This window comes from Dactylosporangium vinaceum (assembly GCF_019904175.1).
Classification (GTDB): Bacteria; Actinomycetota; Actinomycetes; order Mycobacteriales; family Micromonosporaceae; genus Dactylosporangium; species Dactylosporangium vinaceum.
In genome coordinates this window covers 5676208-5689074 of record NZ_CP061913.1, presented here as the reverse complement: position 1 = coordinate 5689074, position 12867 = coordinate 5676208, and the positions used below count along the sequence as shown (strand labels likewise).

The window sequence follows — 12867 nt, the reverse complement described above, 5'->3', positions numbered from 1 at the left end:
GACATCGAGCATGACCACCAGATCTCCGGCCGCCATCCTCGTCATCGGCAGCGGCCTCAAGCTCTATCGGGAGTACATCGTCCGGGCCGTGGCCGAGCGGGCCCGCGAGGACGGGGTGCGGCTGGTACTGATCAACAACCTCCGGCCGACCTGGCAGCAGGAGTACTTCGACGACATCACCGTGACGAACGTGTTCGACTGGCCGCTGCTGGCCGCCACCGCCCGCGAGCTGGCCGGACGCTACACCTTCACCGGGCTGATGTGCTGGGACGAGCCGCTCGTCATGCCCGCGGCCGAGCTGGCCGCCGAGTTCAAGGTGCCCGGCCTGAGCATCCCGGGCGTGCACGGCTGCCGCGACAAGTTCAGCAGCCGGACCCGGCTGACCGCGGCCGGCCTGCCGCAGCCCGGCTTCGCGCTGGCCGCCGACGCCGACGAGGCCCGCCGCATCGCCGCCGACCTCGGCTACCCGGTGATCGTCAAGCCCCGGGCGCTCGGCGCGAGCATGGGCGTGTCGCTCGCCGCCGACGAGCGCGAGCTCGAGTTCGCCTTCCGGGTCGCGCACGAGGCGAGCCTCGTGGGCGACGAACCGTACCGCGGCGGCGCGCTCATCGAGGGCTTCGCCGACGGCCCCGAGATCAGCATCGACGGTACCGTGCACAAGGGCGAGTACGAGCCGATGTTCGTGGCCCGCAAGACCACCGGCCAGCCGCCGTTCTTCGAGGAGGTCGGCCACGTCGTCGACGCCGCCGACCCGCTGCTGCGCGACGCCGCGCTGCTCGACGTGCTGGTCACCGCGCACCAAGTGCTCGGCATCGAGAACGGCATCACCCACACCGAGGTCCGGCTGACCGCGAAGGGGCCGGTGATCATCGAGGTCAACGGCCGCCTCGGCGGTGACCTCATCCCGCTCCTCGGCCAGGTCGCCACCGGCATCGAGCCCGGCAGCGCCCTCTACGACGTCGCCACCGGCCAGCGCCCCGACGTCACGCACACCCGCACCCGGGTCGCCGGCATCCGGTTCGGCTACCCCGAGCACGACTGCATCGTGCACTCGGTGACCGTCCCGCAGGAGGCGCCCGGACTCGTCCTGGCCTCGCCGATGGTGGAGCCGGAGACCACGCTGCGGCTGCCGCCCGGCGGCTACATCGCCCGGCACTCGTTCGTCATCTGCTCGGCCGACGACCCGCAGGCCTGCGCCGACCGGCTGGCCGGCGCGGCGGCGCTCGTCGAGGTGGACGCGACGCCTGTCGAGCCGCCGCCGCCCGGCACCGTGCTCACCATGCCCGCCGGCCTGCTGGACGTGGACGAATGACGATCAACTACGACGGGCGCCGCTTCCGCGCACTCAACGGCGGCGACGGCGTCTGCGCACAGTACAACCAGCGCGGCGACCTCGTCTGGTCCGAGTTCGAGGGCGGGCACGTGCGGCGGGGCACGGTCATCGGCACCTGCGACGCCGACGGCGTGCTGCGCTTCGCGTACACGATGGTGCTGCAGACCGGTGAGGTGATCGCCGGGCACAGCACCAACTGGCCCCAGCGGGTCGGCGGGACGCTCGTGCTGCGCGAGGTCTGGGAGCGCTACGGCGAGCACGCCGCCACCGGCGTGTCCTATCTCGAGGAGATTCCCCGATGACGGACTGGCAGGCCCTGGCGGACCTCGTCGACGGCGACCTGCGGCCCGCCGGGACCGGGCAGGCGTTGAACCAGCGCTACCTCGACACCCGGCCGGCCGCCGTGCTGGCCGTCGCCGGCGCCGCGGACGTCGCCAAGGCGGTCACCTGGGCGCGCTCGGCCGGGGTGTCGCCGGTCGTGCGCGGCGGCGGCCACAGCTACGCGGGCTTCGGCGCCTCCAGCGGGCTGGTGCTCGACCTGCGCAACCTCGCGGAGGTCCGGTTCGACCCGGGCACCGGGCAGGTGACGGTGGGCGGCGGTACCCCGATGAAGGCGCTGTACGCCGCGCTGCGCCCACACGGCGTCACGTTCCCGCTCGGCAACTCCGACACCGTCGGCATCGGCGGGCTGACCCTCGGCGGCGGCGTGACGACGATCTCCCGGGCGCACGGGCTCACCTGCGACGCGCTTGTCTCGACCGAGGTGGTGCTCGCGGACGGCACGACCGTCACGGCCTCGGCCGAGCAGCATCCGGACCTGTTCTGGGCGTGCCGGGGCGGGGGCGGCGGCAACTTCGGCGTCAACACGAGCTTCACGTTCCGCACCCGCACCGCCCCGGCCGGCTCGACCTGCCTGGTGCTGTGGGCGTGGCCGCACGCGGTCGAGGTGCTCGCCGCGATGCAGGAGATCATGCGCACGGCGCCGGACGGCTTCTCGGCCCGCATCGGCATCGCCCGCTCCGGGTCGCAGGAGGGCGTGGTGTCAGTGGTGGGCCACCACCTCGGGCCGGCGGCGCAGCTGCGTGAGCTGCTCGCGCCGGCGTTCGCCGTGGCCCGGCCGGACCGCGCCGACGTCGAGGACCGCAGCTTCTGGGACGCGGCGACCTACCTGCACCACAGCAGCGTCGGCGGCGCGTTCGCGGTCCGGACCCGGTGCACGCCCCACGCCATCGACGACGACGGGCTGGCCACGCTGGTCCGGGCCGTGGAGAAGTGGCCGGGCAGCGGCAACCCGGACGGGGCCGGGGCCGCGCTGTTCGCCTGGGGCGGCGTCATCAACGACGTCCCGGTCACCGACACGGCGTTCCCGCACCGCGACACCCGCTTCCTGCTCAGCCTCGACACGTCCTGGGCGGCGATCGACCCGCCGGATGTCGTGCGGGCCAACCTGGAGTGGCTGCACGCCGTGTACGCGGCGGCGGGCGAGTTCGCGACCGACGGGGCGTACGTCAACTTCACCGACCCCGACCTCGAGGACTGGCGCCGGGCCTACTACGGACCCAACGCCGAGCGGCTCGCGGCCGTCAAGCGCCGGTACGACCCCGACCGGTTCTTCACCTTCCCGCAAGCCATCTGACCGTCCACGCGAAGCGGAGGCCCGAATGCGTCCCGATCTGCGCGGCACCATGCGTACCTTCGCCACCGGGGTGTGCATCGCCACCACCTACCGCGACACTCCCGACGGGCGCCGCCACGACGCGGTCACCGTCAACTCGCTCGGGTCGATCTCACTCGACCCGCCGCTGGTGTCGCTGTGCTTCAACCGGGAGTCGACGTTCCTCGCCGACCTGCTGGCCAGCCGGCACTGGGCGGTCTCGATCCTGCCGGCCGGCGCGCAGGAGATCGCGCGCCGGCTGGCCCGGCCCTCGGCCGCCCGGGCCGCGCACGTCAACGAGCTGGTCACCCGGACCGGCGAGCGGTCCGGCGCGCTGATCCTGGCCGGCACCAGCTGGCTGGAGTGCGGCGTGCGGGAGCAGTTCGAGCTCGGCGACCACACGCTCGTCGTCGGCGAGGTCCTGGCCGCGGGGCACGACGCCCGGCAGCCGACCCTGGTGTTCGTCCACGGCGGATACCACGCGGTGCTGGACCAGCGGACCACGGCGGTCGAGCTGTCCGGCCCGGGCCACTGGGGTGAGGCGCTCTGACCGGCGAAAACGACTTCCCATTGAAGAGGGTGAATTATAGCGCATCGGTGGCGCCGGTTGCCACCTTGATCAATGTCACCTATTCACCACCCCCGATTTCCCCACCTGAACAGTACGATATCGCATTGATTGAGATGGATCTTACATGCTAAAGCCCCCAGAGCACCGGCCCGCCCACCGACCGGCCGGTCCCCACGAATCCGACAATCCCGATCACTCGTGCCAACCGGCCGCGAATTACCCGGAGAGCCGCAATATTGGTGAAGCCCCGCTGGTCGTAGTCAGCCCAGACGTTTCCCTCAAGGCACGCAATTATGCCAGGTTGACGACTGTGGGAAGGATCCACGATGGGCCGTCCAGAGAAACCCGTCAACAACGCCGGCGGCCTCGCCGCGCAGTTCGCCGCCAACCTGCGCCAGCTGCGCGCCCAGGCGGGTAACCCGACCTACCGGGAGATGGCCCGCTCCGCCAGGTTCTCGTCCTCGGTGCTGTCCAGCGCCGCGAGCGGCAACCGGCTCCCCTCGCTGCCGGTGACGCTCGCCTTCGTCGCCGCCTGCCGGGGCGACAAGGAGGAGTGGCGGCAGCGCTGGCTCGCCGTCACCGGTGGCTATACACGGCTCCCGACCCGGGAGCGAACACCGAACCGGCGCAGCGACGGTCAGCAGTACCCGGCCCAGCTGCCCCAGCGACCACGCGGCTTCATCGGGCGCCAGCGGGAACTCGCGTGGCTGCGCACGCCCGGTGACACGCCCGTCATCATCAGCGGCCCGACCGGGGCCGGCAAGACCGATCTGGCCCTGTATTACGCCTACGGACAGGCGGCCGAGATGACCGACGGACAGCTCTACGCCGACCTCGGCGCCTCCCACGACGAGCAGGAGCCGCCGAGCCCCTACGACATTCTCGACGGGTTCCTGCGCGCCCTTGGGGTTCCCGGCGACCAGCTGTCGGGAACGCCCGGCTATCGGGTCGGCCTGTATCGGACCCTGCTCGCCGAGCGGCGGCTGCTCGTGGTGCTCGACAACGTCTGGGACGAGCGCCAGGTGCGGCCGCTGCTGGTGGAGACCGACGCCAGCAAGACGGTCCTGGTCAGCCGCAAGCGCCTGCTGGGCCTGCGTGACGTGCGCCGGCTGCACGTCAAGCCGCTGACCCGGGCCGACTCTGTCACCATGATCACCACCGCGCTGCCGCCCAGCGTGGTGGCCGAGCCCGACGACGTCGACCGGCTCGCCGACGTCTGCGGCGACCTGCCGCTGGCGCTCGACATCGCCTTACGCAGGATCGCCCTGCGCCCCCAGATGGTCCTGCGCCAGCTGCTCGACGGCTGGCAGCAGAACGGCAGCGCCCTGAGCTGGCTGTGCATCGGCGACCTGTCGATGCGCGAGACGCTGCGCTCCGCCTATCTGACCCTCAGCCAGCCGGCCCGGATGCTGCTGCACTGGCTGGCCCGGATCACCGGGAGCGACGCGGGGCCGCTGCGCTCCGACGAGGACGAGCTGGCCGACGAGCTCATCGACGCGGGACTGCTCGTGCACGCCCCGCCCGAGCCCGCTCCGCAACGGCTCTCGCCTCTCGTGCGGGCGTTCGCGCTGGAAATGGCCGGAGCCATGGCGCGCGACATGCCGCTCGTCGCCGGATCGTAATAGCGCGCACCACTCGCAGTACCCCACCGAGTAGTTCTTTCGCCTTTGTTGGTCATGCCAATCAAAGGCCACTTGTCGGCGTCGTCATCAATCGCACCGAGAGCAAAACCGGGTCGCCATTTTCAATGTGAACGAATGACAGAAAGACACCAGCATGCTCAACGACAGCAGGCAGGCCAACCACGCCACCATAACGGACGTTTCGGAAAGCCGGCGGCCCATCCGGTCGCGCGGATACGCAGTCGCCGCCGGCGGCGCGATAATCGCGCTCGGCATCGCGATCTGGCTGTCGACGCTGGTGGACGCCGGGCCCACCGGGCACCGCGTCGCCCTCTTCGCCCACCTCGGCTTCATGACCCTGGGCTTCGGCGCGGTCCTCGTCGCCGACTACTCCTTCGCCCTGTGGGTGCTGCGCCGGGCCACGTTCGCGGAGGCCGTGGCCAGCACGGCGAAGCTCCATCCGCTGATCTGGGCCGGACTGTGCGGCCTGGTCGTCAGCGGCGTACTGCTGCGGCCGGATCTCACGTCGGGCGCCACCATTCTGAAACTCGCGCTTGTCGCCACGCTGACCCTCAACGGCGTGCAGGCAATGGCGCTGGGCGAGCGAATGAGCACGCTGCGTGGAACACCGCCGATGCCCTTACTGCTCTGGGGCGGTGTGACGTCGGCGGTCTCGCAGGCCTGCTGGTGGGGCGCGATCATCATCGGCTACCTGAACGCGAGCCGCTGAGCACCAATTGATTTGCCGGCCGGGCCGAACTGTCGGCCAATCAATCGACACGCTTCAATGTCTTGCACGATCGGACAGGCGGCAGCGCCGACCACACCGCTGGAGGAAGCCTTGTGACCGCGACCATCGACCGACCCACCGGCGTGCTGGCCGCCCTGCGCCGCACCCCCGCACCGGTGCGCTACCTGCTCGGCGGAGTGCTCGTCAACCAGCTCGGCGCGTTCGTGCAGACCTTCATGGTGCTGTACCTGGTCTTCCGCGGCTTCTCCGCCGGGCAGGCCGGGATCGCGATCACCGCCTACAGCGTCGGGTCCGTGCTCGGTGGCCTCGCCGGCGCCGAGCTGATCCACCGGATCGGCCCGCGCGCGACCATCGCCACGGCGATGCTCGGCTCCGCCGTCGTGCTGACCGTCGTGCCCCTGCTCAGCAGCTCGCGGCTGTTCGGCGCGCTGCTGCTGGCCCTGGTGCTGGCCGGGCTGTCCACCCAGAGCTATCGGCCGGCCGCGGCGCTGCTGCTGAGCGACCTGATGCCGGCCGACATCCGGGTGATGGGCTTCTCCATGATGCGCATCGCCCTCAATCTCGGCGGCGCGCTCAGCCCGCTGATCGCCGCGGGGCTGATCCTGCTGGACTGGAACCTGCTGTTCTGGTTCGACGCCGCGACCGCGCTGGCCTATGCGGTCCTGGCCCGGTCGTTCCTGCCCGACGTGCGCACCGACCGGCAGAGCCCCGACCCGGCCCGCACCGGGCCGCGGGCCGCGTATGCCGTCCTGCTGCGCGACGGGCGGTACGGGCTGTTCCTCGCCTCGGTACTCATCGGCACCGTCATCTACGTCCAGTACACCATCGCCCTGCCGCTGAAGATCAGCGCCGCGGGCCACTCCACCGATCTCTACAGCGCGGTCCTGGTGACCTCGGCGATCGTGCTGATCGTGTGCGAACTCAAGGTCACCGCCTACGTCTCCCGGTGGCCCGGGTACGTCGCGGCGACCGCCGGCACGGCGCTGATGGGCGTCGCCGCCGCCAGCTACGGCCTCAGCGGCGACTCCGCCGTGGCGCTCGTCGCATCCACCGTCGTGCTCGTCTTCGGAATCATGATCAACGGGCCGACGATGTTCGCCTACCCGGCGACGTTCCCGGCCCCCGTCAAGGCCCGCTACATCAGCGCCCACCAGACCACATTCGGCCTGGGCATGGCGATCGGCCCGCTGTTCGGCGTCGCCGCGTGGACCACCCTCGGCAACGGGATCTGGTGGCTGTGCGGCGGCCTGGCGCAGGTGGCGGCGCTGTTCGCCCTGCTCGGCATGAAACCGAAAGGTGAAGCCTCATGAGCACCATCCGCCGCGTCCACGGGGACGAGCGGCTCGGCACCGCGTTCACCCTGTACCCGTACGCCTTCGACGCCACCCCGTCGCCCGGCACCGAGGACGAGCTGCGCGCCCTGCTGCCCTACCACCGCGACAACACCACGCTCGTCGCCGAGGAGGACGGCCGCACGGTCGCCACGGCCTCGGCGTTCCCGGCGCAGCAGAACCTGCGCGGCAACGTCCTGCCGATGGCCGGGATCGGCTGGGTCGCGACCCAGCCCGACGCCCGCCGGCAGGGTCACGGCAGCCGGCTCATGCACCGCCTGCACGCCGAGCTGCTCGACAGCGGGCACCTGCTGGCCACCCTCTACCCGTTCCACCCGGCGTTCTACGAGCGGTTCGGCTACGTGGGGCTGCCGCTCAACCGGACGGCGACGTTCCCCCCGGCCGCCCTCGCCCCGCTGCTGGGCGTGGAGCTGCCGGGCCAGGTGACCCAGCGCAGCATCCGGGACGGATTCGAGGACTACCGGGCGTTCCAGCGGCAGCTGATGGCGCACCGGCACGGCTACACCTACACCGCCGACTACCGGGCCGCCCGCGCCCTCGACCCGGCCAACCGGTGGCTCGCCACGGCCGTGGTCGACGGGGCGGTCGTCGGCGTGCTGACCTACCACATCGACGGCTACGGCGGCACCCTGCGCGCCGACGAGCTGCTCTACTCCACGTTCCTCGGGCGCGCGCTGCTGCTGCGGTTCATCGCCACGCACATCCACCAGGTGTCGAGCGTCGTCGTCACCGTCGCGCCGGACGAGTACCCGGAGTCCTGGGTCACCGGGCTCACCGTCCGGACCGAGGCCGAGGCGGCGTTCCCGACCTCGCCGCCGCTGATGGCCCGGCTGCTGTCGGTGGAGGCGCTGCGCGGTGCGCGCTGCGGCCCCGGCCGGGTCGAGATCGAGGTGGTCGACGACCGGCTGCTGGCCGGGCGGTACCGCCTCGACGGCACGGGCGGCGCGATCGACATCGGCCCCGGGTCCGGCACCGCGAAGACGGCCACCCTCACCGCCGCCGGGCTGGCCGGCCTCGCCTACGGCGTGCTCGACCCGGCCGAGGTGGTCACCCGCGGCCTGGGCGAGGTCCCCGACGACGCCGTCGAGGAGCTGCGCTCGCTGCTGTACCGCCTGACCCCGCACGTGTTCGGCAAGGGCTAGTCCTCGCAACGTCTCGCGCCCCACACGTCGACAAGGGAGTGTTGATGGAACGCACCGCTCAATGGCGGGGCTGGTCCGTAGTGGCGTTCACCGTCCTGGCCGTCGCGGCCTCGAGCACGGTGAACGCCACACCCGCGGCCGCCGACCCCAAGCCCGGCCCCGTCACACCGCACGACCTCGACGCGCGGGCGCCCCGCGACGTCGACAACCGGCACGGCACCAAGGCCCCCAGCGACAGGCAGCGCGACGCCGCCGGCCGCAGCGGCGCCGGACCGGTCCGCTGGAACGCGTTCGGCGAGCCGGAGGCGCTCGCACCGAACGCGCCGGTCCCGACCGGCCTGACCGCCGACTCGGCCGGCGCGGCCCGGCGCTACCTGGTCGACAACCAGGACCTGTACGGCCTGGACGCCACCGCCGTCGCCGCCATGGACCAGCTGATGGTCCGGCCCATCGGCACCGGCACCGTCGTGCTGCTGCGGCAGCGCTTCGGCGGCCTGCCCGCCGGCCACGACGGGCTCGTGTCGATCCTGCTCGACAGCGGCAAGGTCGTGTGGGTGTCGTCCTCGCTCTCGCGCGACACCCAGGCCCCCGCGCCGGCCACCCTCTCGGCCGGCGATGCCACGGCCGCCGCCCTGCGCGACGCCGGGCTCAACGCCGACCACGTGTATCGCCCCGAGACGACGGCCGTCGCCGTGCCCACCCCGCAGGACGGGCCGCGCAGCGCCTACCGGGTCACCCTGGTCTCCACCGACACCGCGAACCCGGCCGCGTACACCACGTTCGTGGACGCGCGCACCGGCGGCGTCCTGGTCCGCGACGACCAGGTCGACTTCGACGCCGACAACCCGTCCTGGGCGGTGTTCCCGGCCACGCCGCAGGGGCCCCGGACAACCTGGTGCTACTCGCCCCAGATCGGCTGCGCCAAGACCGTGCGCGACGCCGCGTCCGGGCAGGCGTGGGACGTCGACCGGACCACCGGGCAGCCGACGTTCACCTCGGCCGGCAACTCGGCCGGCGACGTCGTGTTCTGGGGCGCCGACTCGCCGACCTTCCCGGCGACCGCCAAGCCCAGCCGCGCGTACGCCTACCCGTTCGCCGACCAGTGGCGCCGGTCGAAGTGCAACCCCGACGCGCTCACCTCGGCCGGCCGCAACGACGCCGACGCGGCCGTCGCCAACCTCTTCGCCATGCACAACCGGATGCACGACTTCAGCTACCACCTGGGCTTCACCGAGTCCGCGTGGAACATGCAGGTCGTCAACCTCCAGCCGGGCGGGCTCGGCAACGACGCGGAGCAGGGCCACGCCCAGTCGGGCGCGCTCAGCGGCAGCCGCAACAACGCCTACCAGGCCACCGGCCCCGACGGCGAGCCCCCGGTCACCGACATGTACCTGTGGCAGCCGGTCGCCGGCGTCGGCTACCCGCCGTGCGCCGACGGCGACTTCGACATGACGATCATCGGGCACGAGTACACCCACGCGATCACCAACCGCATGATCGCCGGACCGGACACCGGCCTCACCGGCGTGCAGGGCGGCTCGATGGGCGAGGCGTGGGGCGACCTGACCGCGGCCGAGTACCTGTTCGAGAACAACCTGCGCGCCCCGGGCGACACCCCGTTCGTCACCGGCGGCTACGTCTCCGGCAACCCGCACGCGGGCATCCGCAACTACGACGGCAGCCGCAGCCCGCTGAACTACTCCGACTTCGGCTTCGACCTGATCGGCCCCGAGGTCCACGCCGACGGCGAGATCTGGGTCGCCACGATGCTGCGGGTCCGCAAGCAGTTCGTCGACCGCTACGGGCTGGGCAACCCCGCGCTGCAGCAGGCGTGCGCCGACGGCCGCGCCGACGCCGCGAAGTGCCCGGGCAACCGGCGCTGGATGCAGCTGATGTTCGACTCGTTCCTGCTCCAGGCGGCCGGCGAGGCCACGATGGTCAACATGCGCGACAACCTGCTGGCGGCCGACCTGGTCCGATTCGGCGGCGCCGACCGGGACATCATCTGGCAGGCGTTCGCCGAGTCCGGCCTGGGCGAGGGGGCGACGGGCGGGCCGTCCGACGTGGACCCGACCCCGAGCTTCCACTCGCCCTACGCCAGGAACGCCACGGTGACGCTGCGCCCGAAGGACGGCGCGGTCATCAGCCTGTACGTCGGCGACTACGAGGCCCGGGTGACACCGGTGGCCGACACCGACCCGGCCACGGCGCTGCCCGACACGTTCCAGATCGTGCCCGGCACCGACTTCCACTTCGTCGTCAACGGCAAGGGGTACGGCACCCAGCGCTTCACCGCCTCGTTCAAGCCGGGCCGGGCGCAGGACCTGCGGCTGCGGGTGACCCCGAACCTGGCCTCGGCGACGCGGGGCGCGGTGGCCTCCGGCACCGGCGTCAACGCCGCCCGGATCAACGACGACACGGAGGCGACCGACTGGGCCTCGCTCGACGGCGTCGCGGGCCGGCAGGTCACCATCGACCTGGCCGGTGACCGGGCGGTCGACGTCACCGCGGTCAACGTCAGCGCCCTGCTGCGGCCCGCGATCGCCGGCGACCCCGACCCGGGCCCGCAGAACCGGTTCAGCGCGCTGCGGTCGTTCTCGATCCAGACGTGCAACGCCGAACGCTCCGACTGCTCCACCGACGCCGGATTCCACGAGGTGTACCGCAGCCGCTCCGACGCCTTCCCGGCCGAGCTCGTGCGCCCCATGGCTCCGCAGCTGAACCTGCGCAGCTTCGACATCCGCCCGACGCGCGCCACCCACCTGCGCATCGTGGTGCTGGCCAGCCAGTGCACCGGCAACCCGCTCTACGCCGGGGAGCAGGACAACGACCCGCAGGCGGGCACCGACTGCGCGACGAACAACCCGTACCGCGACCAGGTCCGCATCGCCGAGGTCCAGGCGTTCGGCCCCGGCGGCCAGGCGCTCGTCGAGCAGTGAGCACGACCGGGCCCGCCGCGTCCACCCAGCCGGGGTGTGTGCGGCGGGCCCGGCCCGTCGCACCCCGATCGTGACGGCGACGTTTGACCCCGCCCCGGCGGGATATCGAGCCATGTGAGGTCCGCCGATGAGGGGTGTGCGACGCATATGGTCAAGACACGGCTCGGACGGGTCGCCGCCGCCGCTTTGACGCTGGCCTTCGGGCTCGGCTGCGCGATCGGCAACCTCCCGTCGCCGGGGGACGGCAACGGCGTGGCCGACCGCGGCTCGGCACCGTCCGCCGACGAGGCCAACGCCACCGTCCGCGCCGCGATCGGCGATGTCGAGCGCTTCTGGAGCGCCGCCTACCCCAAGCTGTCCGGCGGCGCGGCGTTCCAGAAGGTCTCGGGCGGGTACCACCCCTACACCAGACAGGAGCCGCCGCCGGCCTGCGGGCAGCAGCGGCCGGAGTACCAGCCCAACGCCTTCTACTGCCCGGACGGTGACTTCATCGCCTGGGACGCCGAGGTGCTCATCCCGCAGCTCGCCGCGGACTACGGGCGGCTGCTCGTCGCGGTGGTCGTCGCCCACGAATACGGCCACGCCGTCCAGGAGCGGCTCGGCCTCACCCAGCAGCCGACGATCGTGCTGGAGCAGCAGGCGGACTGCTTCGCCGGCAGCTGGATCGCCGACGTGGCGGCCGGGCACTCCGACGCGTTCGCCGCCCCGCAGCCGCAGCAGCTCGACAACACCGTCGCCGGGCTGCTCTCACTGCGCGACCAGCCCGGCGTGTCGGCACAGGCGCCGCAGGCCCACGGCAACGCCTTCGACCGGGTCCGGGCGCTGCAGGAGGGCATCGAGCAGGGCCCGGCCCGGTGCGCCGCCTACTCCGCCGACAACCTGCCGGTCACCGAGATCCCGTTCAGCAGCCGCGACGAGGCGGCCAGCGGCGGCGACCTGCCCTACGGGCGGGCCGTGACCGAGCTCGGCGACGACGTGCAGGCCTACTGGAAGCGGGTCTTCCCGCAGCTGAGCGGCTCGGCCTGGCCGCCGCTGAAGATCCAGCCGTTCGACCCGTCCGCGGCACCGCAGTGCCGCGACCGCCAGCCGGCCGGTGCCGAGTCGGCGTTCTACTGCCCCAGCGGCGACTTCGTCGCGTTCGACAACCGGCAGCTCGGGCCGCAGCTGTACCGGCACATCGGCGACAACGCCGTGGGCATGCTGCTCGGCGACCTGTTCGCCCGGGCGGTGCAGGTGCGGCGGGGCCAGTCCGCCGAGGGCCGCGCGGGCCAGCTGACCGTCGACTGCCTGGCCGGCACGTGGGCCAACGACCTGCTGCGCCGCCCGGCCGGCGACGGGCTGCGCCTGTCCCCCGGCGACCTCGACGAGGCCGTGGCAACGCTGCTGGTCCTGGGCCGCGCCGCCGCCACCGCCGACGCGAGCGCGTTCGACCGCATCGGCGCGTTCCGCAACGGCGTCCTCGGCGGCCTGCCCGGCTGCGCCTGAGGCCGCCCGCCCGCGGAC

Annotated in this window: 10 protein-coding genes; all 10 read left to right on the top strand. The window is 72.5% G+C overall.

The annotated features are described in order from the left end of the window. The first annotated feature begins 10 nt into the window (after positions 1 to 10). The 10 genes from Dvina_RS25495 (at position 11) to Dvina_RS25450 (ending at position 12849) form a co-directional block, all read left to right on the top strand. A complete protein-coding gene (locus Dvina_RS25495; RefSeq protein WP_223104974.1) occupies positions 11 to 1312 on the top strand; it encodes an ATP-grasp domain-containing protein in 1302 nt (433 codons plus the stop codon). Further along, complete coding sequence (locus tag Dvina_RS25490; protein ID WP_223104973.1) at positions 1309 to 1635, top strand: avidin-fold protein; 327 nt, start codon at positions 1309 to 1311, stop codon at positions 1633 to 1635. Before Dvina_RS25495 ends, Dvina_RS25490 begins: the two co-directional genes overlap by 4 nt. Beyond that, positions 1632 to 2969 (top strand): FAD-binding oxidoreductase, encoded by a 1338-nt coding sequence (locus Dvina_RS25485; RefSeq protein ID WP_223104972.1) that lies wholly within the window; start codon positions 1632 to 1634, stop codon positions 2967 to 2969. The genes Dvina_RS25490 and Dvina_RS25485 overlap by 4 nt, the downstream gene beginning before the upstream one ends. Positions 2970 to 2994: 25 nt before the next feature. After that, complete coding sequence (locus Dvina_RS25480) at positions 2995 to 3537, top strand: flavin reductase family protein (protein ID WP_223104971.1); 543 nt, start codon at positions 2995 to 2997, stop codon at positions 3535 to 3537. A gap of 347 nt (positions 3538 to 3884) precedes the next feature. Then, on the top strand, positions 3885 to 5180 hold the full coding sequence (locus Dvina_RS25475; protein WP_223104970.1) for an ATP-binding protein: 1296 nt from the start codon (positions 3885 to 3887) through the stop codon (positions 5178 to 5180). A 154-nt stretch (positions 5181 to 5334) separates the two neighbouring features. Beyond that, on the top strand, positions 5335 to 5910 hold the full coding sequence (locus tag Dvina_RS25470; RefSeq protein WP_223104969.1) for a hypothetical protein: 576 nt from the start codon (positions 5335 to 5337) through the stop codon (positions 5908 to 5910). A 113-nt stretch (positions 5911 to 6023) separates the two neighbouring features. Next, positions 6024 to 7241, top strand: a complete 1218-nt coding sequence (locus Dvina_RS25465) for an MFS transporter (RefSeq protein WP_246656440.1) — start codon at positions 6024 to 6026, stop codon at positions 7239 to 7241. Beyond that, positions 7238 to 8425, top strand: a complete 1188-nt coding sequence (locus tag Dvina_RS25460) for a GNAT family N-acetyltransferase (protein ID WP_223104968.1) — start codon at positions 7238 to 7240, stop codon at positions 8423 to 8425. Before Dvina_RS25465 ends, Dvina_RS25460 begins: the two co-directional genes overlap by 4 nt. Before the next feature lie 44 nt (positions 8426 to 8469). Beyond that, a complete protein-coding gene (locus Dvina_RS25455; protein WP_223104967.1) occupies positions 8470 to 11364 on the top strand; it encodes a M36 family metallopeptidase in 2895 nt (964 codons plus the stop codon). A gap of 147 nt (positions 11365 to 11511) precedes the next feature. Continuing rightward, on the top strand, positions 11512 to 12849 hold the full coding sequence (locus Dvina_RS25450; RefSeq protein ID WP_223104966.1) for a neutral zinc metallopeptidase: 1338 nt from the start codon (positions 11512 to 11514) through the stop codon (positions 12847 to 12849). Positions 12850 to 12867: the final 18 nt, after the last annotated feature.

Excerpts from the sequence above, each read along its gene's own strand:
- Dvina_RS25490 (WP_223104973.1), top strand. The coding sequence starts at position 1,309 with ATGACGATCAACTACGACGGGCGCCGCTTCCGCGCACTCAACGGCGGC.
- Dvina_RS25475 (WP_223104970.1), top strand. The coding sequence starts at position 3,885 with ATGGGCCGTCCAGAGAAACCCGTCAACAACGCCGGCGGCCTCGCCGCG.
- Dvina_RS25485 (WP_223104972.1), top strand. The coding sequence starts at position 1,632 with ATGACGGACTGGCAGGCCCTGGCGGACCTCGTCGACGGCGACCTGCGG.
- Dvina_RS25480 (WP_223104971.1), top strand. The coding sequence starts at position 2,995 with ATGCGTCCCGATCTGCGCGGCACCATGCGTACCTTCGCCACCGGGGTG.
- Dvina_RS25455 (WP_223104967.1), top strand. The coding sequence starts at position 8,470 with ATGGAACGCACCGCTCAATGGCGGGGCTGGTCCGTAGTGGCGTTCACC.
- Dvina_RS25470 (WP_223104969.1), top strand. The coding sequence starts at position 5,335 with ATGCTCAACGACAGCAGGCAGGCCAACCACGCCACCATAACGGACGTT.
- Dvina_RS25450 (WP_223104966.1), top strand. The coding sequence starts at position 11,512 with ATGGTCAAGACACGGCTCGGACGGGTCGCCGCCGCCGCTTTGACGCTG.
- Dvina_RS25460 (WP_223104968.1), top strand. The coding sequence starts at position 7,238 with ATGAGCACCATCCGCCGCGTCCACGGGGACGAGCGGCTCGGCACCGCG.
- Dvina_RS25495 (WP_223104974.1), top strand. The coding sequence starts at position 11 with ATGACCACCAGATCTCCGGCCGCCATCCTCGTCATCGGCAGCGGCCTC.